Origin of the sequence: Microvirga brassicacearum (genome assembly GCF_008757455.1) — a bacterium.
Lineage (GTDB): Bacteria > Pseudomonadota > Alphaproteobacteria > Rhizobiales > Beijerinckiaceae > Microvirga > Microvirga brassicacearum.
This window is the reverse complement of sequence record NZ_VCMV01000009.1, coordinates 23,841-49,862: the sequence shown is the minus strand read 5'-3', so window position 1 is coordinate 49,862 and position 26,022 is coordinate 23,841. Positions and strand designations below refer to the sequence as shown.

The window sequence follows — 26,022 nt, the reverse complement described above, 5'->3', positions numbered from 1 at the left end:
AAACCTCTCAGCTATCCAGGCGCGCGCGCCATGAAAAGACCCGTTCAATCCGCGTGATGGAATAGAACAGGACTGCACTGATCAGAATAATCAACAGCAAGGTGGCGAACACATTGGCGGTTAGGAGCGAGGAGTTGTAGGCCAGCAGCAGATAGCCAAGCCCCTGGTTGCCGACAACCCATTCGCCGACGACCGCGCCGATCACGCTCACGGTCAATGCGAGCTTCAGTCCGGCGAAGATCTGGGGCACGGCAGCAGGCAGACGGACGTGCCGATAGACCTTCCAGAGATTGGCGTTCACGGAGCGCATGAGCTCCAGATGCCCGCGATCCGTTCCTTCCAGGCCCGCTACCGTGTTGACGAGCACTGGGAAGAAGGCAAGCAGCGCGATGATGAACACTTTCGGCTCGGGCCCGACGCCGAACCACAGGATCAGAAGCGGAGCGATGGCGATCTTCGGGATTGTCTGCGACATCACGACCAACGGGTAGAGAGCCCGCCGGACGGGAGGTAGGATTATCATCAGCACGGCAAGCGCAATGCCCAGTACGACACCGAGTCCGTAGCCGACGAGCAGGACCGAGAGCGTCGCCCACATATTACGCATGAGCTCGGGAGCGATGGTGACGGCGGTCGCGAGCACCACAGAAGGCGCAGGCAGGATGAACTCCTTGATTCCGAAATAGCGGGTCGAGAACTCCCAGATCAGCAGCGCCACAACGATAGTGATGCCAGGTAGGAACCGGTTAAGCAGGCTCATTTTCATTCCCCAGCTGCATATTCGTCACGAGGTGGTGGTGAATCTCTTCGGCGCAGCGTGTCAGCTCTGGTCCGAACCGCTCCGCCGGGCGTTGTTCGCGGGGCATATCGATGCTGATTTCAGCCACGACGCGGCCTGGGCGCGGCGCCATGACGAGGACGCGATCGGAGAGATAGGCGGCTTCGGCAATCGAATGGGTGACGAAGATCACAGTAAGCCGGCTCTTCGTCCAGATGCGCACGAGTTCGTCATTCATATGTTCGCGCGTGATCTCGTCCAGCGCGCCGAATGGCTCGTCCATCAACAGGATCCGGGGTTTCAGGGCATAGGCGCGGGCGAGTGCCGCGCGCTGGCGCATGCCGCCCGACAGCTCATGCGGATAATTGTCGATGAAACGACCGATCCCCACCATGTTGGCGAGCGCCGCCACCTCATGCGGTGGCGGCTTGCGGCTGGCGATCTCCCCCAGGAGCGCGATGTTCTGGCCGATGGTTTTCCACGGCAGTAGGGTTGCATCCTGAAACATCTGGCCGATCGCCTGTCGGCGCCGCAATACTGATGGCGGTTCGCCATTGATGGTCAGTTGACCCGATGTCGGTACCAGGAGATCACCGAAGATCTTGAGAAGCGTGGTTTTCCCGCAGCCGGATGGTCCGATCAGGGAAATGAACTGCCCGTCTTCGATGGTGAACGACACATCCTGGAGTGCCGCAACCGGCTCGGCGCCGGCGCGCCGGTAGATGAGGTTTAAATTCTGGCCGACAATCGATTTATTGTCTGCTGTCATGGCTTGCGCTCCCTCGGTGTAGCGCCCTGTAATCCGGACGTCGCATAATTGGCACGCCCGATTGCTACGAGAGAGCCGTCTTCGCTATGAATATCGATATCCACAAAGGCGATGCTGCGACCGGTCTTGCGCACGAGCGCCGTTGCGATCACCGCCTCACCCATGATCGGCCGCAGATAATCAATGCGGATATTTACGGTCGGCGGCGGCGCGCCATGTACCATGATCAGTGCGAAGTTGCCTGCTGTATCGGCAAGCGCCGAAATCACGCCGCCATGCCATCGGCCGGAAGCGCCGGCGGAACGCTCGAATTCCGGCTTCAGCTTCATGCGCAAGGCAAGCTTGCCTTCGGCCGGGTCGGCCGAGGCAAGTTCGAGACCCATGAACGCGACGAAGGGCGATTGTCGCAGCCAGCGCTCGAGATCGGGAGCGGTCGGGGATGTCATGGGCGAACCAGCACCTTGCCGAGAACACGACGCTCTTCGACGCGGGCAAATGCTTCAGCGGCCCGATCAAGCGTGTAGGTCTCATCGATGAGCGCCTTCAGCTTGCCCTGGCTCGCCAGATCAAGGCAGGTGACGATGTCCTCGCGTGTATAAGCATTTGATCCGCGGATCTGGAGTTCGAATACCCAGATATAGCGAATGTCCTCGACAGGGTCGAAGCCAGCGGTCGCGCCGCAGGTCAGAAGGCGGCCGCCGACGCGCAGCGTCTTCAGCGACTTCACCCAGGTGTCCCCGCCTGTATAGTTGACAATGACGTCGAGCCCGTTGGTGGCCTTTGGGCCCCGGCGGCTCGGCTTGCCATAGAGGCTGTATATCTCCTCCAGGAAATCTTTTTCCTGATAGTTGATAACGTGGTCGGCGCCGAGCTCCTTGAGGCGCGCGAGCTTTTCGTCCGAGCCGGCGAAGGCGACGACTTCGGCCCCGGCGAGTTTGGCAAGCTGCACGCAACAGACGCCGACACCGCCGCTGGCGCCAAGAACGCCCACCTTCTCACCTTCCGAGACGCGGCCATTGGTGAACATCATGCGCAGCGCTGTCGCATAGGCGGTCGGCATGACGGCGGCCGTATTGAAATCCACATTGTCCGGGATACGGATCAGCTGATGCGCCGGAACCGCGCAGTACTCGGCAAGGCCGCCATCGATCGTCTCGCCGACAATGCCGCGGCCGATCCGATTGATCGGGTCGACAACCACGCGGTCGTCGAGCGACCAGCCTTCGACGCCTTCGCCAATTTCGACGACCTCACCTGCGACATCGAGGCCTGGAACGACCGGCAGGCGCAGCGTAATGCCCGGCATGCCGCGCCGTGTGAAGATGTCGTGGTAATTCAGGGTCGACGCCTTGACGCGAAGCACGACTTCACCGGGCCTGGCTACCGGGTCCGGGTAGTCGGTTGCGTAGACGCAGGCTTCGGGACCGCCATGTTCCTTGATGTAGAATGCTCTCACGGGACGCGTACCTTTCAACTCTCGAATTTATGTCGCAAAAGCGATGCGCTCGGCCAAAGCCCGGCGGTCGACCTTGTTGGTGCCAGCAAGCGGAAATTCCGAGACGAAATAGACGCGACGCGGATGCTGGTATGCGGGTCCGTTCCGGAGTGCAAAGGACTTGATCTCCTCCTCGCTCACATCCACGCCCTGCCGCTTCACGACAAAAGCAACCGGCTTCTGGCCCTTGATGTCATCGGCGATCGGGACGACGCAAACTTCGGCGACCGCCGGATGACGCATCAGCATCGCCTCCACGTCGCTCGGGAATACATTTTCCCCGCCGCAGATGAACATGTCATCGGCCCGGCTGACGAAGAAGAAGAAACCGTTCTCGTCGCGCCGGAAGATATCTCCGGTCACGTAGAACCCGTCCGACGTGATGACTGTGGACGAGAGTTCGGGCTTGTTGAGATAGCCCATCATGATGGCGCGGCTCTTGATCTCGAGTACGCCTTCATCCTCGACTTCCCGCCCATCGCGCATGAGGCGCAGTGTGACGTCGGGATGCGCGTAGCCAACTGACATTTGAGGTGTCTCAATGCCGTCCGGATGCGGCCCGAAGAAGATCGGCCCGCCCTCGGTGGTTCCGAACCCGTTGACGACCTTGGCGTTTCGGAAGATCCGGCCGATATCGGCGATGAGCTCCGGGCTAGACGGTGCGGAACTGACGCGCACGAGTCTCACCTTCGAGAAATCGAGCTCACGAACCAGATCGGTCCGGCGCAGAAGCATCGCAATCATGGTCGGCACGGCCGTAATCATCTCGACTCCATAGTCGACAATCGCTCGCGCGAACGCCTCGACTTCGAATGTCGGAAGCAGGATCACGGTACCCCCGCTGCCGAGGGCCGCCTGAGAGGATGCGAGTCCGTTCTGGTGATAGAGCGGTGCCGCCACAACGGTGCGCTGTGCCATTGGACTGGCAGCGCTGGTACGGTGATGAAGTGCCCAGAGGTGGCCGAGATGCGAGAATATGACACCCTTTGGCACGCCGGATGAACCAGAGGTGTAAATGAACATCGCCATGTCGCCCTCAGCGGGCTGGATAGTGTCGAAATCGCCGAAGTCACAAAAGCCGGGGATCGCACCCGATCTGTCGGCGTTGTCCATATCGATGCATTCGATGCCGGGCGGGACGAGATGGCGCCGCGCTTCATCGGTGAAGACGAGATTTGCCGCACTGTCCCGAAGGATGAACGCGACGAGCGCGGGAGGCAGCTTGTAATTGACCGGTACGACCGTGACGCCCGCACGGAGCGCGCCATAGACGATGGCGAGATAGGTCGTGCTGTTGGCGGCGACGACTGCGATGCGGCTGCCACTCGCAAATCCACGTTTGCGCAATCCGCGCGCGAACGAGGCAGCGAGCGTCTCGAACGCGCCATAGCTGATGTTGCGGGGTGGTGCGCAACTCAGGTCCACGATCGCCGCTCGTTCGGGATCAACAAGCGAAAGCGCCGCGCCGAGATTGTTGAACTTCATCATGCGCCTTGCTCACCGCGACGAAACACGATGCGACCTCGTGCAATCACCATTTGTATCGAGTCGTCCGGACCCAGCAGGACATAATCCGCGTCATGGCCAAGCGCGATCTGGCCTTTGCGTCCGGCGAGACCAAGGACGCGCGCCACATTCGTCGTCGCGAGTGTCAATGCCTTCTCAAGAGCAAGCCCGGATTCATGGACAAGGCGCATGACATCGCGAAAGAGCACGCTCGGCGGGACCACCCGGTAGCCGAGTGCGCGACCCTTGATGTCTCGCACCGTCGCCGGGATGTTGCCGTCGGTCGATATGGTGATGTTTCCAAGCGGCACACCCTCTTCGAGGCAATGTTTGACCGCCTCCGGCACGTCGACGCCGGCCAAATTCCCGTCGATCCGGGAAACGCAGCATGTCATGTCGATCGTGCCGCCGTTTTTCGCGAAGGCAATCGCCTGCCCGAACACCGGCGAGAAATCCGGTGTTCGGTTCACGTGCGTCGGTACGATCTGGTCCGGCGGCATGCCGAGTTCCGTCACGAGTCTCATAAGTGGCTCGATCGCTTCAGGAAGCGAACCGACATGGCAGTGAAGAACCGCAGCCTTGCCCGACAGGGCGCGGGCGCGCATCAACTCGCCCGCAAGTTCGGCCAGATCGTGCCACGAGCGGTTGGGATGCAGTCGTTCTGCCACGGCCGATTTTGCGCCGATCACCTGATCGATAAAGGAGACATCCGCGCAGACGCTTCCCATAAGATGGCGCGCCGGCAGGGGCATGCCGCCTGAATAGAGGTAAGCGCTGACGCCGGAGTTCCTGAGTTCATGCGCCTTGCGCAGCAAAAGGCGCAAATCGCGCGTTTCGTTGTCGACGCCGAGCACCCCCACCGCCGTGGTGGTGCCCGTGGAAAGCAGCATATCGGGGGTCAATTCCGGCACACGGCCGAGCGGGCCGTTGGCATCCCCGCCACCAAGGAAATGAATGTGCTGATCAATCAGGCCGGGAATGATCCGCATGCCACGCGCGTCGATCGTTTTCAGACCCGGCAATCCGGCAAGGCGATCTGTCGCGCCTTCGCCGATCCATGTCGTGACGCCAGCGATTGCGGCGATGGACGCGACACCGAACGACTCGGGCGCGAACAACTCGCCACCTTCGATGACGAGACCTGTCTCCTGGGGAGAATGATTCAACACAGCAGATTGTCCGATTGCGTGGTGGGGATACCCGGAGACTGATCCGGGCACTCCGATTGCATGATCCGGCCTCAGTTCTTGGCCGGCAGATACTCGTTGGTGTAAACTTTTGAGACTTGGAGGCCGGGCTGCATGACGTTGCCTTCGGTCAGACCGATATAGAGGTTTTTCCAGGACTCGTCGTCCATCCAGCCCCAACCATTCTGTTCGGAGCGCGGGCTAGTCGTGAGGCCTGCGATGATGGTGATCGCCTCTGTCAATGTCTCGCGCGGCTGGGTCGGATCGATGCGGGCCATCATCTTGACGGTTGCAGGTATGTCGGCGTTGGCCTCGCTATAGCCGCGCGCAACCGCAGCAAGGAAGGCGCGAACCTGCTTTTTGTGCGAGGCAAGATAATCATTGTTCGCCAGGATGACGTGGCCAAGGATCGGGAATTCGGGCGTGCTGAAGGGCAGGAAGAGCGGATCTACACCCTTTGCCTTCACCTGAAGCAGGTGCGCAAAGGAGAAACCGGTGCATCCATCGGCCTGCTCCGTCAGCATGAGCGTACAGACCGCCTGCGCATCGACCGACAGAACCTTCACCTTGTTTGTCATGTCAGAGCGCTTCAGGGCTGATCGCAGGAGCGTTGCGAGCGTCGTCGTGTCCGAGGTGACGATCGTCTTTCCGCCGAGATCCTTGAAGCTCGAGGCTTCGCCCTTCGCCTTGTTCAAAATGACGCCGGTCGCATCCTTCTGCAGATGGTTTGCGATGGCGGTGATCGGCAAATCCTTCGCGACGCCCAGGAGCGCGGTGTCGGCAGCAGCAATGCCGAGGTTGGATTGACCTGCGCCGGTCGCCTGCACAGCAAGCGTCGATCCGCGCAGATACTGGAAGTTCACCTCCAGGCCGGCATCCTTGAAATAGCCATGCTCCTGCGCCCAGTAAAGACCATACCAGGAGAGCTGCGGCACGTTGAAATGCATCGAAATATTGATCTTTTCGGGCGCGGCAGCAGGTTGCGCGACCGAGGCAGAGCTCATCATCGCCAGTCCGGCGGCAAAAAGCGATGAAAGAAGAATGCGAGATTTCATTGCGTAGTTCCCCTGTTTGGTATTTGGATTTAAGTCACCAGCAAGATTTTTCCGACGTGTTGGGCTGTTTCCATATATTGGTGCGCCGCCCTGGCGTCCGTCAGCGGGAATGTCCTATCGATGACAGGCACGACCTGACCGCGTTCTAGAAGAGGCCAAAGATCGCGACACGCCCCTGAGACGATGCGTTGCTTTTCAGCTGCGGTGCGGTCCCGGAGCGATGTGGTTATAAGCGAAGCTCTTTTGGCGAACATCTCTCTAAGCGAGAACCGCACATCCGTCCCGCCTTGCAGACCGATCATCGCGATACGGCCATCCATGGCGAGCGCTGCGAGATTCCGCTGCAGATAGGACGCGCCCATATTATCAAGAATGACGTCGGCACCCCGGTTCCCCGTTTCGGCTTGCAGGACTTTGACGAAGTCGTCATCACGATAGGAGATGGCCCGCTCGGCGCCCATGGCCACACAACGCGCAAGCTTCGTTGCGTCGCCCGCAGTTGCGAAAACTGTTGCACCGATGGCACTGGCAACCTGGATCGCGAATGACCCTATGCCGCCGGCGCCGCCATGAACGAGCACCGTGTCTCCTGCCTTCATAGAGCAGATATCGATGAGGTTCGACCAGATCGTACACGCCGCTTCCGGCATGGCTGCGGCCGCCACAAGATCGATTCCCGCAGGCACGGGCATCAACTGCGAAGCCGGGGCAACCACGCGTTCCGCATAGGCCCCACCGGTCACTAGTGCACATACCGGGTCGCCCACCTGCCAACCCGTCACCTTGCTCCCCATTTGGGTGATCGTGCCCGAGCACTCTATTCCGAGGATTGTCGGAAGGGCGGCGGCTTTGCTGTAGATCCCCTGCCGCTGCAAGAGGTCGGAATAGTTCAGCGCCGCGGCAGTGACAGCGATTGTCACCTCATGTTCACGTGGGAGAGGTGCCTCCACATCCATCAACGTTAGCTTGTCGGGAGTGCCGACCTCGCTCAGAACGACAGCGCGCATGGCAGTTCGGGGAGCTGGGCGTCGAGCAGCATCTTCGGTGTCGTGAATATCCGCTTGGCCATGCCCGCTCCCTTGGTTTTATGGGTGCCTATTGCGGCATCCCCGCCAAAATTCTTGTTCCAGGAAACTTGCCGCAACGCGTTTTAGCTGTCAATATTTGGAATATATATCCCGCATGTTGGGATTTGCGAGGGAGCTTAGGGTACTTGGAGAGCTTCTCGACCTGTCCAGTTCCGCGGGAGTTACGTGCCTCGGTAGTCAAGACGAACAGGGAAGCGGATTCCTCGCGCTTTTTCGAGCCCTCGCATTGGACGATGGGATCGACCACATTCTCATGATTTCGGGATCGACCAGACGCGAAATCATGAGGAGCCTACGGAGTAAATTGATGAGTCTCGTCCTTGATAAGGCGCTAAATTTGATCGGGCTTGTCGCGGCTGGAAATCAAACCCTCGTCGATCTGATCAGAGAATCCGAATTGTCGCGCAGCACCACGCATCGTCTGCTTTCGACACTGGTTGCGCACGGTTATCTGTCCTACAGTTCGAAGCGGTATGACCTCGGATTCAAGTTGCTTGAATTAGGCGAAAAAAAGAAACGTAGTCTTGATTTTGTCGAGACGCTGCGGCCGACCCTGCAGGAATATGCGGAGAGAGTCGGAGATACCCTGCACCTCGCAATCCTCGACGGGCCCGATATCATCCTTGTCGAGCGTATTGCCGGCCGGCGGGAATTGCAGATCCGCTCGCATGTCGGCCAACGCGCCCCAGCTTACCGAACCGCGGTTGGCAAGGCCCTGATCGGTCGCCGCCCCTCGCATACCTGGAATGCGTATCTTCAGAACATTCCCAAACACTATGCACGCAACATGACAGAGATCCGGTCAGAATTCGAGAATGCAAAGCGCCGGAGATTTGCGACCGACTTCGAGGAAGTGAGCCTCGGCACATGCGGTGTCGCCGCCGCTTTCCGGGTCAACCAATTTGTCGATGCCGCTGTGAGCATTAACGGGGCAACTGTTTACTTCCAGAACGATCGACTGACCCAACTGTCGTCAACCGTAATTGAGATGGCGGACCGATTCCAATCAATCCTAGGCAACTCTGGAAAATGAGGTTGCGTCGCAAACTTGAAACGAGGACGTGAACATCGCGGAACACCTAGAAGCGTTCACGCAGCCAGTAGAGCAAATTGCTCGGCAAGTGCTGGCTGCGGACCGCGGGCTGGAGGGGCAGGGCTTCTTCGAGTTGCTCGACCAGGTCTATGCGACCGGCGAACCGTTTGTCGGGCGCCAGATGCCGGTAACGCTTCAAAGGCGGCCGGATGGTTCCGCTGAGGACGCCTTCATTGATTTCGTGTACCAGCCCATCATGGGGGCGGGTGGGGTGGTTTCGGGTATCTTCATCGAGGGCAACGACGTCACGGATCGCCTCCGTACCGCTGATTGCCAACAACTGCTCCTCAATGAGCTGAACCATCGGGTCAAGAATACCCTCGCGACGGTTCAATCCATCGTGTCGCAGACGCTTCGGAATGCGCCGACCCGCCAGAAGCGCGCGCCCTGATCGAGCAGCGCATGATCGCTCTCGCGCGCGCCCATGACGTGCTGACCCAGGAGAAATGGGAGGGGGCGGATCTGCGCGAGATTATTGCGCAAGCGGTTGCGCCGTTCCGCGCCCCGGAGAACGACCGCCTTCACGTGCGAGGACCAGAAACTAGGCTGTCGCCGCGCATGGCTCTTGATCTGGCGATGATGCTGCATGAACTGGCGACCAACGCCGTCAAGTACGGCGCGCTGTCGAATCTGACTGGTGAAATCGACCTCACGTGGCGGGTGGATCACGAGTGCACTCAACCCCACCTTAATCTGCGTTGGGCAGAGAAGGGCGGCCCACGGGTCGAGCCGCCGAGCCGCCGCAGTTTTGGAACACGGCTGATTGAGCGCATCCTGGCACAGGACCTTGACGGTGAGGCCCGGATCGCGTTCGTCCCAACCGGCGTGGTCTGTACGATTGGTGTCCCGATGGCCTAGTAAAGCATTGGTTGCCACGAATCTATGGACCGTCCTCGCCGCAGGACTACTCTTTGTTTCTCTCGCGCGCCGACAATTCATCCGGACACGGGCTTCCTGCGGGCGGCCGCGCCACACCCGAACTCGCCCGCGTGCAAGCCGAGCTTGGCGCAAGGCTTCGTTCCGCGAGGCCACCCCTGTCATCGGCTTGTTCCTCCCGAGCGGCATCGGCGCCAACCACATGACGGTGCGCCGCCGCCTGGCCGAGATCGCTGATCGTATCGAGACACGCGATCATGCCAGCCCGCATTGCATGAGCCTGTCCCAGGGCGGACCGCTGATCGTTTCCCTCGACGGCGCCCACATCCGCGCTGTCCCAGTCCAGACCCGCCACTTCGAAGTGACCACCGGCCGTGTCAACGCTCAAGGACGACGGGCAAGGCACTTTGCGGTCGTGCCGGTGAGCCGGCCCGACGCGATCCGCAACACCCTTCGCGCTCAGGGTTGGCTCCCCGGCCGCGAGGTGGTGGTCGTGCTCAGCGATGGTGATCCCTCGCCCGTCGGTGCCGTGCACGCGGCCGTGCGCGGGCCGGTGACGCATATTCTGGATTGGTTTCACATCTCCATGCGGGCGCGTCACATCGAGCAGACGTTGGCCGGCCTGCTTGGATTGGACCTCGAGCACAAGGGCCCGCTGGACGCTGCCTGGCATCATGCAGATGGCCGCTAGCGCCATTGTCCTCAACGGACCGCGCGGGCGAGCCCGCGTCGAGCGCTTTGTCCAGCTCGTCCGAGAGCTCGAGATCTATTTGGGATTCAACGCCGGCGCCCTGATTGACGATGGACTCGAGCAGACCTGCCGATCTCGACATCCCGCTGGGCCCGGCTTCCGTCGTGAGCCCGTTTTCCCACCTTATCGGGGAACAGCCACCGGCTTCCATGCGCGGGACTGCAGATCCAGAGCGACTCGCTCCGGCGATTACCCCATGTGGACGCTGATGACCCGTCTGCCCTTCTCGCGTTCCACCAGCGCCGCGAAGGCCGATCCGACCGGCTTGACTGCCATGGTGTAGGAACTGGCGATGACGGCATCGGCGCTACGGACGCGTTCGTTGAACTTGTCGCCGACGAGCGGCGTCAGCCTGAAGTGAGGCTCATGACGGGTGATCGCCATCTCGAACTCGCCAAAGACGGGTTTGAGCTTTTCGCAGTGGCCAAAGGCACAGGGCCGGAAGGCGGCCTCGGGCACAGCTCGGTCGCGCGGCATCAGTGTGAGGACTGCATCGACGATCGACGGCGCATCATCGCAAAGCCCCCCGGAAAAAATAACAACCAAGATGATTAGGAGTCTTCGCTAAAGTAACTCGCCATCTGTCTCAAATTGCCTGATGGCGGACAGCCACACTCATGGCACAACCTTCTCTAGGGATAGATAGGATGTGATTCTACTCGCCTCCTCTTACGATAGCTGACGGTGTGATTGGCAAATTGCGCACCCGTTGCCCCGTCGCTGCGAATACCGCATTGGCGATGGCGGCGGCTGTTCCGGGCACGCCGATTTCGCCCAGCCCGCGCACACCCAGCTCGTTGAACCGGTTATCTGGCTCGCCAACGAAGATGACGTCAATCTCGGGAATGTCGGCGTTCACAGGGATGGCATAATCGGCAAGGTTGTCGTTGATCATGCGCGCTCGCGTCGGATGGAAGGCAGCGTCCTCCATCAACGCCATGCCGATGCCGAAAATGATGCCACCCCTGATCTGGCTCGTCGCCGTCTTCGGATTGACGATGCGCCCGCAATCGAGGGCGCTGACGACCCGCGTGACACTGACGCGCCCGAGAGCCTCGTCGACCCGGACCTCGATGAAATGCGCGCCGAACGAGTAGAAGCTGACCTGCTGGCCGACCTGCAGCCCGGTCGAGGAGCCCTCCGCCTCGAGTTCCGCCAGGCCTGCGGCCTTCAATCTGTCCTGCAGGGCCACGTTCGATAATTCGGACAGCGGCTCCCTGACGGCAGCGGCGAGGCGTTGCAGCAGGGCACGGGCTGCGTGCTGCGCCGCCGGAAGCAGGCTTGCGGTCGATTTCGATCGGCCGGCTGTCGGCGCATGCGGGAAGTTCGAGTCGCCGAGGCGGACCTCAATGGCTTCGACCGGCAGGCTCAGTTCGTCGGCGACGGTCTGGGCGAGGATCGTGTACATTCCCGTGCCGATATCGGTTGCCGAGGTCTCGACCTGCAGCTTACCTTCGACGCGCAGGCGCAGCCGGACGATCGCAGGCAGGGCGGGGGCAGGGTAGGCGGTCGTCGCCATGCCGACGCCGATCAACTCGTGCCCGTCTCGCCTTGCGCGTGGCACGATGACCCCCTCCGGCCAGCCGAAAGCCTCGGCACCGCGGCGATAGCATTCCAGCAGGTTGTTCGAGGACCAGTCGCGATCATGGTAGTGGTCGCGGGATGGGATGTAGCGTTGTCGCAGGTCGAGCGGGTTCTGGGCGAGCGCGTGGGCAAGCTCATCGACGGCGCTTTCGACGGCGAAGGAGCCCGGTGTTTCGCCGGGCGCGCGAAACGGCGTTGGGGTGGCAAACGCCTTGCGTACGACATGATGGCGCACGCCGAGAGCGGCAGCCTCGTACAGCATCAGCGAGTTGAGCCCGGACGGCTCAAAGAAATTCCCGTGCAGCGAGGTCGGCACGCGCGATACGTGACGCAACGCCGTAAGGCTGCCATCGGAGGCGGCCTGCAGCGCCACATCCTGCTCCGTCTGCGAGCGGTGGCCCGAGGCGACCGCCATGTCGGCGCGGGTCAACTGGAGGCGGACAGGGCGTCCGAGGGCGCGCGCGATATGCGCCGCCAGCGCCTGATGCGGCCAGGTCTGGTTCTTGCCGCCGAAACCGCCGCCGACAAAAGCGGAGATGACACGGACCTTGTCCAACGGCAGCTTCAGCGAGCGGGCAACGTACTCCCGCGTCGCCATCACCCCCTGCGTCGAATCAAACACCGTCACCGCATCGCCGTCCCAGACCGCGACGGTGGCCGAAGGCTCCATCGGATGGTGGTTCTGCATCGGGGTGCGGTATGTCTCGCTCACGATCTGCTGCTTGGCAGCGGTGTCCGGCCAGGCGCCGCGCTGTACCTGCATGTCGGCCGCGAAAAAGAAGCCCGGCTCGAGGAAACGGTCGTTTCGCGCGTCGATCTCGACCGAGGCTTCGTGCGGTTCGATGATCGGCTTCACCAAAAGGCTCGCCTCACGGGCCGCTTCCAGGGAGGTCGCCACCACCACGGCGATCCATTGGCCGGCGAAGACGATATCCGGCCCGGTCATCGGCAGGTAGGGCGGCGGCGCTTCGGGTTCGGCGGCTTCGAGCGCTTGCCGCCCGAGCCCCTCGCCGCTGAGCGCCATCACGGCGGGGTCCGCATGCCAGTCCAGCGCTGCGGGCGCGTTCGCATGGGTGTAGATCGCGACGATGCCGGCAACAGACTTGGCGGCTGCAGTCTCGATGCGCGTGATCGTGCCGGCGGCAACGGGGGAGCGCACTGCGAGCGCGTAAAGCTGGCCGCCCGGGCGCCGATCGGCGGCATAAGCCGCTTCGCCCGTGACCTTCATCGGGCCGTCGACCCGGTTCTGCGCGATGCCGATCTGCTTCAGCATGATGCACTCTCCAGCATCCGGCGAATGGCGCCGCGCGCGAGCGCCAGCTTGTAGGCATTGGCTGCGCTTGCGCGGGCCGGGGCGAGCAGCGCATCGCAAAAACGATTGATCACGGCCTCGGAAAGAGGTCCGCCGATCAGCAGCGTTTCCGCTTGGCGGTCACGCCACGGCACCGTTCCCAGCCCGCCCAGCGCGACGGCTAGTTCCACAACGCGTCCGTTTTCGCAATGGAGCGCGGTCGCCACCGAGGCGCTGGCAAATTCATAGGATGCGCGTCCGCGCAGCTTCAGATAGCGGGAGGTCGCGGCAAGCGGGGTGATCGGCACGTCGATATGGGTGATGAGTTCGCCGGCGCCAATGATCGTTTCGAGGTGTGGTGTTTCGCCCGGCAGTCGATAGAACGCCGCCAATGACACTTGCCGCGCGGCATGGCCGGCGCGGATGCCAATCTCGGCATCAAGCGCCAGCAGCGCGACGGCGAGGTCAGAGGGGTGCACCGCAAGGCAGGCATCGCTCGTGCCAAGCACGGCATGATGCGCATCGGCGCCCTCATGCGCCGGGCAGCCGGAGCCGGGTTCGCGCTTATTGCACGGCCAATCATGCGAGCGGAAGAACGGGCAGCGTGTCCGTTGCAGCAGGTTGCCGCCCATCGTCGCTGCGTTGCGGATCTGGCCAGACGCGCCGGACAGCAGCGCGTCGCACAAGGCCGGGCAAAGCCGGCGCACGGACGGATCGGCGGCGACCGCGCTGTTACTGGCGAGCGCGCCGATGCGCAGCGTCTCGCCGGTTACCGCGATCTCGGTAAGCGGCAGTGCCTGGATATCGACCAGGCGTGCCGGCGCTTCGACACCGAGCTTCATCAGGTCGACAAGCGTTGTCCCGCCGGCGAGTGCCTTGGTACTTGGCAGGGCGAGCAGGGCGAGAGCCTCCTCGACGGAATGAGCCTGCAGGAATTCAAACGATCGCATCAGGCGTCGCATCCTCTGAACCGGCCGCATGCGACCTGGCCTTCACCTCGATGATGGCCTCGACAATACCCTGATAAGCGCCGCAGCGGCACAGGTTGCCGCTCATGGCTTCACGAATCTGGTCGCGCGTCGTCAGCGACTCATCGGCCACGACGGCGAGCGCAGACATCAATTGCCCGGAGGTGCAATAGCCGCATTGAAATGCGTCATAACGCATGAACGCTTCCTGCAGTGGGTGCAGGACGTCCGGGGTGCCGAGCCCCTCGACGGTGGTCACCGCCTGTCCACTCGTCGTCACGGCGAGCTTCAGGCAGGAGAGCACGCGCCGCCCATCGACAAACACGGTGCAGGCGCCGCACTGGCCATGGTCGCAGCCCTTCTTGGTGCCGGTCAGGCCGAGATCTTCCCTCAGAAGGTCGAGCAGCGTGCGCCGGACATCGACCGTGATCGCCACGGGCTGGCCGTTGACAGTCGCGGTCACTGTCATCGAGGGAGGGGTGTTGTGCACAATCGTAGCCTACGCAAAAAAAGGGGGCGGATGCTGACGCTGCCTGTGCGGAAGGGGCGGCAGCGCCACCCCGCCGCGTTCAGCCGAGCAGCATGCCGGCCCCGCGCAACTGCGTCTTGATGCTTTCGAGGCTGCCTTCATATTCCCAGGTCTGGGCCGTGCCGTGCGGGCATTCAATGAAGATGTAATTCTCGGTGAACGACAGGATGCGGTCGACGCGAATGACCTTCTCGACGAACTCGGTGTTCGCCATCGGCTTGGTCACCAGCTGCTTGTTGTCATCGTAGCCGTGGAAGACCTTTTCGGGGCGGACGTGGGCGCTAATGAACTTCATGCTGTTTCCTTTCCAGGCGTTTTGCGTGGTGAGGTGGGGAATGGATGCTGTGGATGCGGTCAGGCGGCGCCATGGAGATGGCAGGCAACCTGCCGGGCATCGGGATTGGTGTGGCGACCCTCGACCCCGGAACGGGCGACAATCCCACCGCAACCGGATTCTCGATTGTCGCTGCGACTTGGTGGACGCTATCCGGGATCGTTGCTGCCTTCGCCGGCGGCTACGCGGCCGGACGATTGGCCGGCAATCCGAGGGAATCGACCCGCAGGCTGGCATGGCCTAACCACTTGGGGCGCTGACAACCCTCGTTATTTTTTACCTGCTGACCTCCGCCGTCGGCAGCATTCTTGGCGGTACCTACCGGACCATCACCAATGCGGTCGGCAACGTGGCGAGCACGGCCGGCGGGACGGCGCAAATGATGGCACAAGTAGCCGCTCCCGGGCTTACCCAAGTCACGGATCCGTTCTCAACGATCGAGCAGGCTGTCCGCAATGCGACGGGCGGCAATGACCCGGCTGCACTAAGGGATGCGGCGGTGGCTGCGGTGCGCGCGGCACTAACCGGGAATCCGGCCCAAGCGCAGGAGGCCCGTGAACGGGCGGCTCAGGCCCTCGCCAGGGCGCAGAATATCCCGATCGAGCAGGCGCGCAGCCAGGTTCAGCTATACGAGCAGCAATATCGACAGAGAATGGACCAAGTCAGGCAGCAGGCAACCCAGGCGGCGGACGTGGCGGCGGAGGCGGTTTCGCGAGGAGCTTTGTTTGGATCGATTGCTTTGATTTTAGGAGCACTCGCGGCTTGGTTCGGCGGCCGGGCCGGGGCGGGCAAGCCGGCGCTCACCAGCGGCGCCTTGCGGGCAAGTGATCGCCGCTAAACGCGATCTGAAGATGAATTCACAGAACGTCAACGGGGACGCTGATGGGGCGGGCAGCATAAAGCATGCTTTTTTGCTGTCGGGAGCACACCGCGTCGTCGAAAGCTCATCCGTTCGGTCGGATCGTGACGCGCTGCCATTTCCGTCAGCTGGTGAGCGGCGCGGTTTTGCTCGCACCGCTCGGCTATCAAGCTGCGTCCGCGGAGCCGATTCACGGGCTTGGTGGCCGATGCAGTGAGTCAAGCACGATGACCCGGAATGAGGCTTCTAAGCGCGAGGCGCCGAACCTGCCGGCACGACAAGAATTTCGGGAGGCCGCGGAGGAGGTACGCCGCCCGGTTCGATTGGAGCGGGGAACTCCTCGGGAGGAGATGAGGGAACATCGGGCGAGGGAACATCAGCCGGTTCGCGAGGCGGCGTCTCGGGCGGAATGGGCGGCCGCGTTGGGGAATTATTGGGAGTCGGAATTTGCGGATCACTCATGATTTCCATTCATCCAAGGATCGGCCTTCGGATTAGACCAAATCAGCTCCTGATTAATGGCCGAGTGATCGCTCCAGTTCCGCCTTCGACATAGGGACCGCTCGTGAATGTCACGTTGTCCGGCTCTAGCTCTCCGAGGCAATGGGGCAGCCGTCTCGCCGGGTTCTGCGCGATGGCCCTCATAGCAATCGATGGCTACGACAATCGATAAGTCACTCAAGGTGAAGGCGAGGACTGCAACCGCCGTGGCAATGCCTCCGCATCGCAGGATGCTCGGCTGACGAAGAAGGTTATGGAGGCGGTCGCGGCCTTCCAGCTCGCCATGCTCTGTGGCTCTCTCGGCAAAACACGATCGTGCCAAACGACGATGCAATGGTACTTGCACGAACCATCATGCTGTGCAATTATTATTGCAGAACGGGTGACACATGGCACATTCCCTTGCAAATCAGATTAACCGGTGCCGGGACCGCCTGACTGAGGCCGATCAGCGGCTTTTGGACGTGCTGCTCCGCGATCCCGCAAATACGGCGATGCTCTCGGCCTCGGAGGTTGCCCGCGAGGCCGGGGTGCATGCTGCCGCGGCAGTCAGGCTCGCCCAGAAGCTTGGGTACGAGGGCTATCTGGATATGCGCTCGGCTCTGCGCTCCGAGGTCGTCGCGTCCGACTCCTCGCGCCGGATCGCCGAGACACTTGCCGGATCCGAAGGTGACCTTTTGGCTTCGCTGGTTGCCAGCGAGGTTGATACGCTCCTGGGGCTCGTGCGCCATATCGATCAGGCTGCCATCGAGACCGCCGCCAAGGCATTGCTAAAGGCTCGCAGTGTCATTCTGTGTGCCCAGGGCAACTCCATCGTCCTGGCCGATCTTCTGGACCGCCGTCTGCGCCGCGCGGGCTTTCGCACCTCCCTCGTCACGGGCCAGGGACGTGAGTTCGCCGAGCGTCTCATTCCCCTCGGGCGGGGCGATGTGCTCGTCTGTTTTGCCTTTCGGCACCTGCCCCGGGAGATCACCGGAGCGCTCGATCATGCTCCTCAGGTCGGCGCGACAACGCTCCTCATCGCAGATCACATCGCCCGGCGCATTCCCCGAACACCCGACCACGTGCTCGCCGCTCCGCGCGGCCGAGATGAGGAATTCCTGACGCTCACCGTCCCGATGGCAATTTGCAACGCGCTCATTCTCACCATCGCGCGCATCGACGGCGGCCAGTCCGTGTCGACGCTCGATGCGCTGGAGACGCTGGTGACGCGATTCGACTAACCACCAAGCAGCCGACACGAGCTGCCATAGAGGAGACGAACATGAAGAGACAAAACTTGTTGGCAGTTCTTGCAATCGCCGTCTGCCTACCCTTCGCCCCGGCCAGCGCTCAGAACCTCGATGCGATGACGGCTGCGGAGCTTCTCCCGCTCGCGCGGAAGGAGGGCAAGGTCACTGTCTATGCCTTTACGAGTCGTATTGCGCAAATCGAGAAGGCATTCGAGGCTGCTTATCCTGGTATCGATGTCGTCCCGCTCGATATCTCGTCCACCCAGATGATCGCGCGCTTGAAGTCGGAAGCGCAGGCTGGCGTGATGAACGCGGACGTCGCCTATGTTTCCGATGCGCCCGTGGTCTACACGGAGCTCGTCTCCAAGGGCCTGCTTTTGCCTTACGTGCCCACCGACATCGCAGGCCGCGTGCCCGATGAGCACGAGAAGCCGCTTCTGGCAAACCGTCTCTCGACCAAAGTCCTCATGTATAATGAAGAGGCGAACCCGAACGGCCCGCCTGTGCGCAACCTGTGGGATCTGACAAAGCCCGAATGGAAGGGCAAGGTCGTGCTCGTGGATCCGAACCTGCGCGGCGACTACCTCGACTTCATGGCTGAAGTCGTCCTTCGCTCAGCCGAGATGGAGAAGGCCTACCAGGCAGCGTTCGGCAAGCCGTTCGCGCTCGACAAATCCTACAAGAACGCCGGCGAGCAGTGGATCGCAGCGCTCTGGGCCAATGGCCCAGTGCTGGTCAGGAACACGGATGCGGTGAATGACGCCGTCGGCAAGAAGGGCCAAGCCAGCCCCCCTGTTGGCATCACGACCTATTCGGATCGTCGGGACAACGCCAAAGAGAACCGTGCTCTTCAGGTGGCGAACGCCGTCGAACCAGCACCTGGTGTCCTCTTCCCGGCCTATCTCGGTGTCGTGAAGGGTTCGAAGAGCCCGGCGGCAGCTCGCCTGCTGATCCGCTTCATGATCGGCGACGACAGCGCCAACGGCGGGCCGGGTTTTGCGCCCTTCTACGTCCCCGGCGACTACGCCACGCGGACGGACATCCAGCAGCCGAAGGATGCAATCCCCCTTGATCAATTCCGGGCCTGGCGCATGGACCCGGTTAAAACAGCTGGAATCCGACAGGATGTGTCCGACTTCATTCTGTCCCTGAAGTGATCGGGTGACGGAGAATTGGACATGACAACCTTGGCTTTGTCGACTGCTCCAGTCTGGCGACGGGGGGTGTCCCCGTCGCTGCTGCTCGGCCTTGTACTCTGCGGAGTTCTTCTCGTTCTCGTCGCTGCCCCTCTGCTCACGGTCGCGCTGGCAACGGTGGGAGAGGGCAGAGGCCTGGGCGTCTGGCACCAGGTCTTCACCGGTCGCATCGCACAGAACTTCTTGTGGTCGCCACTCGCCAACACGATGGTTATCGGTGTTCTCGTGGCGCTGGGGACTATCGTCGTCGGCGGTTTCCTCGCCTGGCTCGTTGTTCTGACCGACGTCCCCTTCCGGCGCACCATTGGTGTCTTTGCGACGCTTCCCTACATGATCCCGAGCTTTGCAGCCGCCTTTGCCTGGGGCGTTGTCTTCCGGAACGAGCGGGTGGGGGGACAGGTCGGGGTTCTGACCGACCTGGGGTTCGCAGTCCCGGACTGGCTCGCATGGGGAATGACGCCGACCCTCCTCGTCCTGGTCGCTCATTACTATTCGCTCGCCTTTCTCCTCATCGCCGCGGCACTTGCGTCCGTGAACGCTGACCTCATCGAGGCCGCGACGATGACTGGCGCCCGCCCGTCGCGTATCCTGGTTGGCATCACGCTCCCAGTGGTTATACCGGCAATCCTGTCGGCAGGCTCGCTGGCCTTCGCGGGCGCGGTCTCGAACTTTGCCGCTCCGGCCATCCTCGGGCTGCCAGCGGGCATGCACACGCTATCAACCCGTCTGTACGGGGCGCTGTCCACCGGCCAGCCCGAGCGGGGCTACGTGCTCGCTATTGTGCTGATTGCGGTTGCGGCGCTCGTGCTTTGGGCCTCCAACCGCGTGATGGCCGGGCGGCGGTCCTTCGCGACGATCTCAGGCAAAGGCGGGCGCAACCGACGCTTCGCCCTGGGGAACTGGCGCTGGCCCTGGTTGGCGCTGGCAGGTCTGATCCTCGCGTTGACAACCCTGATGCCACTCCTGGCTCTGCTGACGTCGAGCCTGACGGTCCGTACCGGAGACATCTTCTCCGGCTTCACGCTGCACTTTTGGATTGGCAGCTCCGATCCTGCCTACGCCCAGGGCCAACCTGGGATCCTGCGCAATCCCGAAACTCTTAACGCAATCGGGATGACACTGGCTTTTGCGGCGTCGGTCGCGGTGGTCTCGATGGTGCTCGGCCTGGCAATCGCCTACGCGATCTCCCGCCTGAAGCGGCATCCCATCGGTGCCACCCTCAACCAGCTTGCCTTCCTGCCAGCGCTCGTGCCCGGCATTGCATTCGGTGCGGCCTATATTGCATTATTTGGGGCGCCGATCGGGCCGTTTCCGGCTCTTTACGGAACCTTCGTGCTTCTGGTGATTGCTGGAGCCGCCTACACTCTGCCGTTTACCGTTCAATCGGGACGGGCGGCGATGGAGCAGGTGGCGGGCGAGCTGGAGGATTCGGCCCGTATGACCGGAGCAGGATTCCCGCGCAGGCTCCTGGCAATCTTTCTTCCCCTCACGGCACGCTCGCTCATGGCCGGCGGCGTCCTCACCTTCGTCAAAATCCTGAGAGACCTGTCTCTCGTCGTGCTGCTGTTCACGCCAGCCACGCCCGTGTTGAGCGTGTTGGCCTATCGCTATGCCTCAGAAGGCTTCCTTCAGTTCGGCAACGCCATCACAGCGCTGATTACCGTCGTCGCACTTGCATCCACGCTGCTGGCGCAGCGCCTTCAGGGCAAGGCAGAGCCGTGGCTCGACGACAATCGTGGAGAGGCCCGATGAACGTTCAGATTCGCGAGCAGAAAGGGGAGCCGATATTGCCCCAAACGAATGCTTCGGCCATCGAAATCAGCAATCTCGAGCGCACCTATGGAACGTTCAACGCTGTTTCGGAGGTAAACATCACCGTGCCGCGCGGCTCGTTCCTCGTGTTGGTCGGGCCGTCCGGCTGCGGCAAGAGCACAATGCTGCGCATGCTGGCCGGACTTGAGACACCGACGGGCGGCTCGATCACCTTCGAGGGCCGGGAGGTGGCGAGCGGCTCGCGCGGCATCATCAGAGGGCCCGCAGACCGCGATTGCGGCTTGGTGTTCCAATCCTATGCCTTGTGGCCCCACATGACGGTGGCGGCGAACGTCGAGTGGCCGTTGAAGGTTGCAAAATGGTCGGCAGGCGACCGTCGCGCGCGCGTTGCGGACGTGCTGAAGCTCATGGCGATCGATCATCTCGCCGAGCGCTTTCCAAACGAGATCTCCGGTGGACAGCAGCAACGCGTGGCCATTGCCAGGATGATTGCCCCTAGGCCCAAGATCCTTCTCTTCGACGAGCCACTGTCGAATTTGGACGCAAAGCTGCGCGTCGAGATGCGAACAGAACTGATGCGTGTGCATCGGGCGACAGGAGCGACAAGCGTCTATGTCACCCATGACCAGGTCGAAGCCCTCACGATGGCGACCCACGTTGCGGTCCTGAAGGATGGACGCGTCGAACAGTTTGGCTCACCGGAGGAGCTGTTGAGCAGGCCGAAGACAGCCTTTGTGGCGACCTTCATCGGGACGCCACCAGCGAACCTGGTGCCGGCAACGGACGCCGAGGGATCCTGGTCCTTTCAAGGGATTCGGCTTGGGCCATCCCAAGGAGCCGGATCCGCACAATTGATGTACCGGGCGGAGCGACTTGGCGTGACGAGCCATGACCAGCAGGATGCGGTTCCGGTGGAGGTACTAGAAGCCGTCCCCCTGGCAGGGCGTACGATGGTGACGGCCCTTGCTGGCGAGACCCGACTGACGGCCGTGATTGATCAGGCGCACCGCTTCACGATTGGGGAGGTGATCGGCATTCGCCTGCCGTCTGAGCCGGACGGGGTGTTCGACGAGAGAGGGATTCTGCGTTCATGAAGAGATTGGTTTTGGTGCGACACGGCGAGACGGCCTGGAATGCGAAGCACGTGTTGCAAGGCCAGGAGGACATCAGTCTGTCGCCACAAGGGGAGCAGCAGGCCGCTGCAATCGCGCCGCTTGTTCATGAGCTGAACCCACAGGCCGCCTATGCATCCGACCTTCGGCGCGCTCGGGAGACAGCGGGGATTCTCGGCCTCAATCCAGTGATAACCAACCCGGCTTGGCGTGAAGCGGGCTTGGGGGCATGGGAGGGTAAGGCAAAGGCCCACCTTGATCCGGCCGAGTATCAAGCCTGGCGGGCTGCCCGGTTCGACCCCCCGGGGGCCGAACCGTGGCAGGAGTTCAGGGAGCGAATCCGCCAGGCACTCGCGGCCCTTCCGAGCGACGGGACAACGGTGGTGGTAACCCATGGCGGCGCAATCCGGGCAGCGCTGTCGGTGCTGATCGGACTGGAGCCCGACCGCATCATCCCGGTCGAACCTGGAAGTCTGACTGTGTTGGATCTCAATGGGATGGCAAGGTTGAAGGCCTTCAATGTGACCGGCAATATCGCAACATTGGACACGCCGGATTAACCGTCGGCTCAAAGAGGACGAAGAGGCTGAATCCACACAGTTCTTCAGTCTGGCTCAGGAGCTTGCTGACCCCTGGCTGAGTGATACCGAGCAGGCGCCTGGCGCCCGTTACACTGCCGCTTCGAATGACGGCACGAAATATCTCGATATGCTTGTGCCGGAGTTCACGCTTGAGCATGGCATTTGCCGGGGCAGCGCGTTGCACATTGGGAACACATAATGGGAAAGTATGCGGCGGCTCTACTAATGATTTTGTTAGAGCAGTCGCAGGCCGCCCCGGCAAGGCTTGATGCACCGATGGACGTCCAAGTGGGGCCAACCATTGGCTGGTTGGTCTGGAGCCCCTGTGCGATCGGACATGAAATCGCAGGTGTTTTCTTGTTCGGTATGTCGAGGCCCGGTGCTTTGACTGCCGGCGCTTGAGCATCACGATATTGAACAGACACCTTCGCGGATCCCGCCCAACAGCCGAATTGCCCGATCACAGCAGCGGCGCACCAAGATTCCTGTGGCGTGAACATTTCAACGCTTGCTGACCGCTTTCCTTCGCCCGTACCGAGGCCTGGCGAGGTCTACCGACACGACGACATGCTCATTCGCTTTTCAACCGATGGCACAAGCCGCGAAAGGCGCATGGATTGCACATAAGAAGGCTCTGTCCGAGGTTCCGACTAAAGACAGAAAAAGTGCCAAACGGCGATTATCGCCGGATCCGTCAGGACACAGAGGTACTTGTTGGATCGAAATTTACTGCCGTTTGGGTCCGCGATGGATCTCTGCTAGACCACATCGGAGTTGAAACAAGCTACTAGGGTTTCCCGGCATTCGTCGACGATAGGGGGAGAACTGGCCAGCCGTTTGCCCGTTCGTTGGTCAAAGGCATGCAGCGCGTTAGCCGGAAAATCGAGAAAGATGGTGCGGTGGTCCAAGTTCATTTCGTTCCGCGGCAAAACGACAGCCACCTCTTCTGTACCGACCGCACAATAGGCGATACGGCTGCTGCCGAGTTCTTCGATTAGGTCGATCGAGGCGGCCAGACCGCCGCATTTCGGATCGGACGAGACGACGACGTCCTCAGGGCGGATACCGAGCGTGAGCTTGGTACCGACAGCCAAATTGAGCGCCGCCGCTGGCACGAGATGGGTCGGCGCGGCGTCGAAGGCCACGCGGTCGTGGCCTACCGCCGTGGCCGGCAGGAGATTCATCGCCGGGGCTCCCAGAAAGCCGGCGACGAAGGTGGAGGCCGGCTCGCGATAGATCGCGTTCGGCGTACCGATTTGTTCGACCATGCCGGAATTCATGACGATGAGCATGTCCGCTAGCGTCATAGCCTCGACCTGATCATGCGTGACGAAGATCGAGGTCGCGTTAAGGCGCTTGTGCAGCCGCTTGATCTCGATGCGCATGGTGACCCGCAGCTTGGCGTCAAGGTTGGAGAGCGGCTCGTCGAACAGGAAGACGGCGGGCTCGCGAACGATCGCACGGCCCATGGCCACGCGCTGGCGCTGCCCCCCGGACAGCTGCGCCGGACGGCGATCGAGATAATCCGAAAGATCGAGGGTGCCGGCAGCTTCGACCACGCGGCGTTCGCGCTCGGACTTCGGCAGACGCGCGATCTTCAGCGGATAGGCGATGTTCTCGCGTACGGTCATATGCGGGTAGAGCGCATAGTTCTGAAACACCATGGCGCAACCGCGATCGGCCGGATCGAGGTGGTCGATCTCGCGTCCATCGATGGCGATCGTTCCTTCGGTGACATCCTCGAGCCCCGCAATCATGCGCAGCAACGTGGACTTGCCGCAGCCCGAGGGTCCGACGATCACCACGAATTGGCCGTCGGCGATTTCCACATCGACACCATGCAGAACCTGCTTGCCTTCATAGCGTTTCTTGAGCTGGGTCAGCGAAAGGCGAGCCATCAGACATCCTCCACAAGGCGCGACCTGAGGCGATCGATGGTTTGGGGAGCAAGGCCGATTGTTTCGAGGTAGGCTTCGGCCGAGCCATAGGACCCGATGACATGGGCGATGGTCGCCGCCATGGTCTCGGGCTCACAGGCGAGCAGCGGCATGAAGGTCTCGACATCGACCCCACGGGTGGCCGCGCCTTCGAGGATCTCGTCGATCATCGGTGCGATCCGCGTCTTGGTCATGGCGTAGTCTTCCAGGATGATCGCGGTCTCCACACCGGCGACCGCCAGCATCAGTGCGGACACGATGCCTGTCCGATCCTTTCCTGCGGTGCAATGAAAGAGCACGACTCCGTCGGGCGCATTGGCGATCACCGTCAGAACCTGCGCAATCGCGCCCTGTCGGCTGGTCAAGGCCTGGACATAGAGGTCGTAGAGCACATCATCGCCTGCCATCGCCGAGGGAGCGAGCTGATCGAATAGCGACACGTGGTGGTACTGCACCGCCGGATTGGTGCTGAACGGATTGGGTTGCGTTTCAAGCTCGTGGCCGTGGCGCAGATCGATGATTGTGGTGACGCCTTCCGCCGTCAGCACAGCCATGCCCGCATGGTCGAGGCGATGCAGCCCGTCGGCGCGCAGGACGCGTCGCCAGCGGGTCTCGCCCGTGGCAATGGCGTAACCGCCGAGATCGCGGATGTTAAAGGTTCCGTCGACGGCCAAATGGCGCTGGTATTGTGGTTGCATCAGCGAATTCCCGATTTCATGAAGGACTGAATCACCTGCCGCTGCAGGCCGACATAGAGAAGGAGGATCGGCAAGCTGGCCATCGTCGAGGCCGCCATCAGCGGCCCCCACTGGGTACCTTCCGAGGTCATGAACATCTGAATGCCGATCTGGATGACGCTGTTCTCCGGTGTCCGGGAGAGCAGCAGCGGCCAGAAATACTCGTTCCATGTCGAGATGAAGATGAGGATTGTCAGCGACGCAATCGTGCCGCGCAGGTTCGGCGCAATCACCTCCCACAGGATTCGCCAGCTCTTGGCGCCGTCCATTCGCGCTGCTTCCAGGACTTCCCGTGGAAAGGAACGCATGGCTTGTGCCAGCATCAGGATGGCGAGTGCTGCCGCGAAGTGCGGCAGGATGAGCGCGGCGAGACTGTCGAGCAGGCCGAGATCGGCTACCAGCAGGTAGTTCGGGATCATTACGACCTGGAAAGGCACGAGCCAGGTGAGAGCGATCAGCGTGTAGGTCAGCTTGTCGAACGGAAAGCGCCAGCGCGCGAAAGCGTAGGCAGCGAGCAGGCCGGTGAAGAGCTGCACCACCGTGACTACCGCCGAGACGAGCAGCGTGTTGCCCAGCATCTCGATGATCGGGATAGCATTGAGTGCGTAGACATAGTTGTCGAGCGAGGCGGCGGTTGGCCACAGACTGGTATCGAAGACTTCGTTTGCCGGCCGCAAGGACGTGACGATCATCCAGTAGACCGGGAACAGGCAGAAGATTGCGAGTACGGCCATCACCAAATGGCCCACGGATTTGTTGAGCCCGGTTGCACCGCGTTTCGTAGGTCGAG

General features: G+C 61.9%; 26 protein-coding genes and 1 pseudogene. 10 read left to right on the top strand and 17 right to left on the bottom strand.

Features of this window, described 5'->3' with window-relative positions; all coding sequences use genetic code 11:
* Nucleotides 1-7: 7 nt before the first annotated feature.
* From FEZ63_RS06700 to FEZ63_RS06665, 8 genes are all read right to left on the bottom strand, one after another.
* Nucleotides 8-760 (bottom strand): ABC transporter permease, encoded by a 753-nt coding sequence (locus FEZ63_RS06700; protein ID WP_162419686.1) that lies wholly within the window; start codon nucleotides 758-760, stop codon nucleotides 8-10.
* Nucleotides 747-1,547, bottom strand: a complete 801-nt coding sequence (locus tag FEZ63_RS06695; protein WP_150942864.1) for an ABC transporter ATP-binding protein — start codon at nucleotides 1,545-1,547, stop codon at nucleotides 747-749. Before FEZ63_RS06695 ends, FEZ63_RS06700 begins: the two co-directional genes overlap by 14 nt.
* The gene (locus FEZ63_RS06690; RefSeq protein WP_150942863.1) at nucleotides 1,544-1,993 is read right to left on the bottom strand and encodes a PaaI family thioesterase; all 450 of its coding nucleotides are present in this window, start codon (nucleotides 1,991-1,993) and stop codon (nucleotides 1,544-1,546) included. The genes FEZ63_RS06695 and FEZ63_RS06690 overlap by 4 nt, the downstream gene beginning before the upstream one ends.
* Nucleotides 1,990-3,003 carry a zinc-binding dehydrogenase gene (locus FEZ63_RS06685; RefSeq protein ID WP_150942862.1) on the bottom strand — a complete coding sequence of 338 codons (1,014 nt, stop codon included), beginning with the start codon at nucleotides 3,001-3,003 and terminating at the stop codon, nucleotides 1,990-1,992. Before FEZ63_RS06685 ends, FEZ63_RS06690 begins: the two co-directional genes overlap by 4 nt.
* A gap of 27 nt (nucleotides 3,004-3,030) precedes the next feature.
* Nucleotides 3,031-4,530: a class I adenylate-forming enzyme family protein gene (locus FEZ63_RS06680; protein WP_150942861.1), complete on the bottom strand. Its 1,500-nt coding sequence runs from the start codon at nucleotides 4,528-4,530 to the stop codon at nucleotides 3,031-3,033.
* Entirely contained in the window at nucleotides 4,527-5,714 is a 1,188-nt protein-coding gene (locus tag FEZ63_RS06675; RefSeq protein ID WP_162419685.1) for an amidohydrolase family protein, read from the bottom strand. The genes FEZ63_RS06680 and FEZ63_RS06675 overlap by 4 nt, the downstream gene beginning before the upstream one ends.
* 74 nt (nucleotides 5,715-5,788) lie before the next feature.
* Nucleotides 5,789-6,790: an ABC transporter substrate-binding protein gene (locus tag FEZ63_RS06670; protein WP_150942859.1), complete on the bottom strand. Its 1,002-nt coding sequence runs from the start codon at nucleotides 6,788-6,790 to the stop codon at nucleotides 5,789-5,791.
* A gap of 29 nt (nucleotides 6,791-6,819) precedes the next feature.
* Nucleotides 6,820-7,797, bottom strand: coding sequence for an NAD(P)H-quinone oxidoreductase (locus tag FEZ63_RS06665; RefSeq protein WP_150942858.1), 978 nt, complete (start codon nucleotides 7,795-7,797; stop codon nucleotides 6,820-6,822).
* A 388-nt stretch (nucleotides 7,798-8,185) separates the two neighbouring features.
* Between FEZ63_RS06665 and FEZ63_RS06660 the strand changes: the two genes are divergently transcribed.
* From FEZ63_RS06660 to FEZ63_RS06650, 3 genes and pseudogenes are all read left to right on the top strand, one after another.
* Entirely contained in the window at nucleotides 8,186-8,911 is a 726-nt protein-coding gene (locus FEZ63_RS06660; protein ID WP_162419684.1) for an IclR family transcriptional regulator, read from the top strand.
* 181 nt (nucleotides 8,912-9,092) lie between these two features.
* Nucleotides 9,093-9,829: pseudogene (locus FEZ63_RS26170) on the top strand (sensor histidine kinase).
* Between the two features lie 220 nt (nucleotides 9,830-10,049).
* Nucleotides 10,050-10,538, top strand: coding sequence for a hypothetical protein (locus FEZ63_RS06650; RefSeq protein ID WP_150942856.1), 489 nt, complete (start codon nucleotides 10,050-10,052; stop codon nucleotides 10,536-10,538).
* A 249-nt stretch (nucleotides 10,539-10,787) separates the two neighbouring features.
* Here the strand turns inward: FEZ63_RS06650 and FEZ63_RS06645 are convergent, their stop codons facing one another.
* From FEZ63_RS06645 to FEZ63_RS06625, 5 genes are all read right to left on the bottom strand, one after another.
* On the bottom strand, nucleotides 10,788-11,144 hold the full coding sequence (locus tag FEZ63_RS06645) for an RbsD/FucU family protein (RefSeq protein WP_150942855.1): 357 nt from the start codon (nucleotides 11,142-11,144) through the stop codon (nucleotides 10,788-10,790).
* A 109-nt stretch (nucleotides 11,145-11,253) separates the two neighbouring features.
* Complete coding sequence (locus tag FEZ63_RS06640; RefSeq protein WP_150942854.1) at nucleotides 11,254-13,455, bottom strand: xanthine dehydrogenase family protein molybdopterin-binding subunit; 2,202 nt, start codon at nucleotides 13,453-13,455, stop codon at nucleotides 11,254-11,256.
* Nucleotides 13,449-14,423, bottom strand: a complete 975-nt coding sequence (locus tag FEZ63_RS06635; protein WP_150942853.1) for an FAD binding domain-containing protein — start codon at nucleotides 14,421-14,423, stop codon at nucleotides 13,449-13,451. Before FEZ63_RS06635 ends, FEZ63_RS06640 begins: the two co-directional genes overlap by 7 nt.
* On the bottom strand, nucleotides 14,410-14,910 hold the full coding sequence (locus FEZ63_RS06630) for a (2Fe-2S)-binding protein (protein ID WP_150942852.1): 501 nt from the start codon (nucleotides 14,908-14,910) through the stop codon (nucleotides 14,410-14,412). Before FEZ63_RS06630 ends, FEZ63_RS06635 begins: the two co-directional genes overlap by 14 nt.
* A gap of 100 nt (nucleotides 14,911-15,010) precedes the next feature.
* Nucleotides 15,011-15,265 (bottom strand): hypothetical protein, encoded by a 255-nt coding sequence (locus FEZ63_RS06625; protein WP_150942851.1) that lies wholly within the window; start codon nucleotides 15,263-15,265, stop codon nucleotides 15,011-15,013.
* 53 nt (nucleotides 15,266-15,318) lie between these two features.
* Here FEZ63_RS06625 and FEZ63_RS06620 point away from each other — a divergent pair, with 53 nt between their 5' ends.
* The 7 genes from FEZ63_RS06620 (at nucleotide 15,319) to FEZ63_RS06590 (ending at nucleotide 22,537) form a co-directional block, all read left to right on the top strand.
* On the top strand, nucleotides 15,319-15,564 hold the full coding sequence (locus FEZ63_RS06620) for a hypothetical protein (RefSeq protein ID WP_150942850.1): 246 nt from the start codon (nucleotides 15,319-15,321) through the stop codon (nucleotides 15,562-15,564).
* 119 nt (nucleotides 15,565-15,683) lie between these two features.
* A complete protein-coding gene (locus FEZ63_RS06615) occupies nucleotides 15,684-16,142 on the top strand; it encodes a hypothetical protein (RefSeq protein ID WP_150942849.1) in 459 nt (152 codons plus the stop codon).
* A gap of 911 nt (nucleotides 16,143-17,053) precedes the next feature.
* Nucleotides 17,054-17,887 carry a MurR/RpiR family transcriptional regulator gene (locus FEZ63_RS06610; protein WP_150942848.1) on the top strand — a complete coding sequence of 278 codons (834 nt, stop codon included), beginning with the start codon at nucleotides 17,054-17,056 and terminating at the stop codon, nucleotides 17,885-17,887.
* A 41-nt stretch (nucleotides 17,888-17,928) separates the two neighbouring features.
* Nucleotides 17,929-19,053, top strand: coding sequence for an ABC transporter substrate-binding protein (locus FEZ63_RS06605; RefSeq protein WP_150942847.1), 1,125 nt, complete (start codon nucleotides 17,929-17,931; stop codon nucleotides 19,051-19,053).
* A gap of 21 nt (nucleotides 19,054-19,074) precedes the next feature.
* Nucleotides 19,075-20,844, top strand: coding sequence for an ABC transporter permease (locus FEZ63_RS06600; protein WP_150942846.1), 1,770 nt, complete (start codon nucleotides 19,075-19,077; stop codon nucleotides 20,842-20,844).
* Nucleotides 20,841-21,959, top strand: coding sequence for an ABC transporter ATP-binding protein (locus tag FEZ63_RS06595; protein WP_150942845.1), 1,119 nt, complete (start codon nucleotides 20,841-20,843; stop codon nucleotides 21,957-21,959). The genes FEZ63_RS06600 and FEZ63_RS06595 overlap by 4 nt, the downstream gene beginning before the upstream one ends.
* Nucleotides 21,956-22,537, top strand: coding sequence for a histidine phosphatase family protein (locus FEZ63_RS06590; RefSeq protein ID WP_150942844.1), 582 nt, complete (start codon nucleotides 21,956-21,958; stop codon nucleotides 22,535-22,537). The genes FEZ63_RS06595 and FEZ63_RS06590 overlap by 4 nt, the downstream gene beginning before the upstream one ends.
* On the opposite strand, the gene FEZ63_RS26165 is transcribed toward FEZ63_RS06590, so the two are convergent.
* The 4 genes from FEZ63_RS26165 to FEZ63_RS06570 form a co-directional block, all read right to left on the bottom strand.
* Complete coding sequence (locus FEZ63_RS26165) at nucleotides 22,494-22,715, bottom strand: LysR family transcriptional regulator (RefSeq protein ID WP_150942843.1); 222 nt, start codon at nucleotides 22,713-22,715, stop codon at nucleotides 22,494-22,496. The two genes, FEZ63_RS06590 and FEZ63_RS26165, sit on opposite strands and share 44 nt — an antisense overlap.
* Before the next feature lie 601 nt (nucleotides 22,716-23,316).
* Complete coding sequence (gene ugpC / locus FEZ63_RS06580) at nucleotides 23,317-24,456, bottom strand: sn-glycerol-3-phosphate ABC transporter ATP-binding protein UgpC (protein ID WP_150942842.1); 1,140 nt, start codon at nucleotides 24,454-24,456, stop codon at nucleotides 23,317-23,319.
* Nucleotides 24,456-25,193: a tyrosine-protein phosphatase gene (locus FEZ63_RS06575; protein WP_150942841.1), complete on the bottom strand. Its 738-nt coding sequence runs from the start codon at nucleotides 25,191-25,193 to the stop codon at nucleotides 24,456-24,458. Before FEZ63_RS06575 ends, ugpC begins: the two co-directional genes overlap by 1 nt.
* The gene (locus FEZ63_RS06570; protein WP_244622673.1) at nucleotides 25,193-25,966 is read right to left on the bottom strand and encodes a carbohydrate ABC transporter permease; all 774 of its coding nucleotides are present in this window, start codon (nucleotides 25,964-25,966) and stop codon (nucleotides 25,193-25,195) included. Before FEZ63_RS06570 ends, FEZ63_RS06575 begins: the two co-directional genes overlap by 1 nt.
* Nucleotides 25,967-26,022 lie beyond the last annotated feature (56 nt).

What these genes read in the sequence shown, in the direction of transcription:
- FEZ63_RS06700 (WP_162419686.1), bottom strand. Translation starts at nt 760, where the DNA reads ATGAGCCTGCTTAACCGGTTCCTACCTGGCATCACTATCGTTGTGGCG.
- FEZ63_RS06695 (WP_150942864.1), bottom strand. Translation starts at nt 1,547, where the DNA reads ATGACAGCAGACAATAAATCGATTGTCGGCCAGAATTTAAACCTCATC.
- FEZ63_RS06690 (WP_150942863.1), bottom strand. Translation starts at nt 1,993, where the DNA reads ATGACATCCCCGACCGCTCCCGATCTCGAGCGCTGGCTGCGACAATCG.
- FEZ63_RS06680 (WP_150942861.1), bottom strand. Translation starts at nt 4,530, where the DNA reads ATGATGAAGTTCAACAATCTCGGCGCGGCGCTTTCGCTTGTTGATCCC.
- FEZ63_RS06670 (WP_150942859.1), bottom strand. Translation starts at nt 6,790, where the DNA reads ATGAAATCTCGCATTCTTCTTTCATCGCTTTTTGCCGCCGGACTGGCG.
- FEZ63_RS06665 (WP_150942858.1), bottom strand. Translation starts at nt 7,797, where the DNA reads ATGCGCGCTGTCGTTCTGAGCGAGGTCGGCACTCCCGACAAGCTAACG.
- FEZ63_RS06660 (WP_162419684.1), top strand. Translation starts at nt 8,186, where the DNA reads ATGAGTCTCGTCCTTGATAAGGCGCTAAATTTGATCGGGCTTGTCGCG.
- FEZ63_RS06650 (WP_150942856.1), top strand. Translation starts at nt 10,050, where the DNA reads ATGACGGTGCGCCGCCGCCTGGCCGAGATCGCTGATCGTATCGAGACA.
- FEZ63_RS06640 (WP_150942854.1), bottom strand. Translation starts at nt 13,455, where the DNA reads ATGCTGAAGCAGATCGGCATCGCGCAGAACCGGGTCGACGGCCCGATG.
- FEZ63_RS06635 (WP_150942853.1), bottom strand. Translation starts at nt 14,423, where the DNA reads ATGCGATCGTTTGAATTCCTGCAGGCTCATTCCGTCGAGGAGGCTCTC.
- FEZ63_RS06630 (WP_150942852.1), bottom strand. Translation starts at nt 14,910, where the DNA reads ATGACAGTGACCGCGACTGTCAACGGCCAGCCCGTGGCGATCACGGTC.
- FEZ63_RS06625 (WP_150942851.1), bottom strand. Translation starts at nt 15,265, where the DNA reads ATGAAGTTCATTAGCGCCCACGTCCGCCCCGAAAAGGTCTTCCACGGC.
- FEZ63_RS06620 (WP_150942850.1), top strand. Translation starts at nt 15,319, where the DNA reads ATGCGGTCAGGCGGCGCCATGGAGATGGCAGGCAACCTGCCGGGCATC.
- FEZ63_RS06615 (WP_150942849.1), top strand. Translation starts at nt 15,684, where the DNA reads ATGATGGCACAAGTAGCCGCTCCCGGGCTTACCCAAGTCACGGATCCG.
- FEZ63_RS06610 (WP_150942848.1), top strand. Translation starts at nt 17,054, where the DNA reads ATGGCACATTCCCTTGCAAATCAGATTAACCGGTGCCGGGACCGCCTG.
- FEZ63_RS06605 (WP_150942847.1), top strand. Translation starts at nt 17,929, where the DNA reads ATGAAGAGACAAAACTTGTTGGCAGTTCTTGCAATCGCCGTCTGCCTA.
- FEZ63_RS06600 (WP_150942846.1), top strand. Translation starts at nt 19,075, where the DNA reads ATGACAACCTTGGCTTTGTCGACTGCTCCAGTCTGGCGACGGGGGGTG.
- FEZ63_RS06595 (WP_150942845.1), top strand. Translation starts at nt 20,841, where the DNA reads ATGAACGTTCAGATTCGCGAGCAGAAAGGGGAGCCGATATTGCCCCAA.
- FEZ63_RS06590 (WP_150942844.1), top strand. Translation starts at nt 21,956, where the DNA reads ATGAAGAGATTGGTTTTGGTGCGACACGGCGAGACGGCCTGGAATGCG.
- FEZ63_RS26165 (WP_150942843.1), bottom strand. Translation starts at nt 22,715, where the DNA reads ATGCTCAAGCGTGAACTCCGGCACAAGCATATCGAGATATTTCGTGCC.
- ugpC (WP_150942842.1), bottom strand. Translation starts at nt 24,456, where the DNA reads ATGGCTCGCCTTTCGCTGACCCAGCTCAAGAAACGCTATGAAGGCAAG.
- FEZ63_RS06575 (WP_150942841.1), bottom strand. Translation starts at nt 25,193, where the DNA reads ATGCAACCACAATACCAGCGCCATTTGGCCGTCGACGGAACCTTTAAC.
- FEZ63_RS06570 (WP_244622673.1), bottom strand. Translation starts at nt 25,966, where the DNA reads ATGGCCGTACTCGCAATCTTCTGCCTGTTCCCGGTCTACTGGATGATC.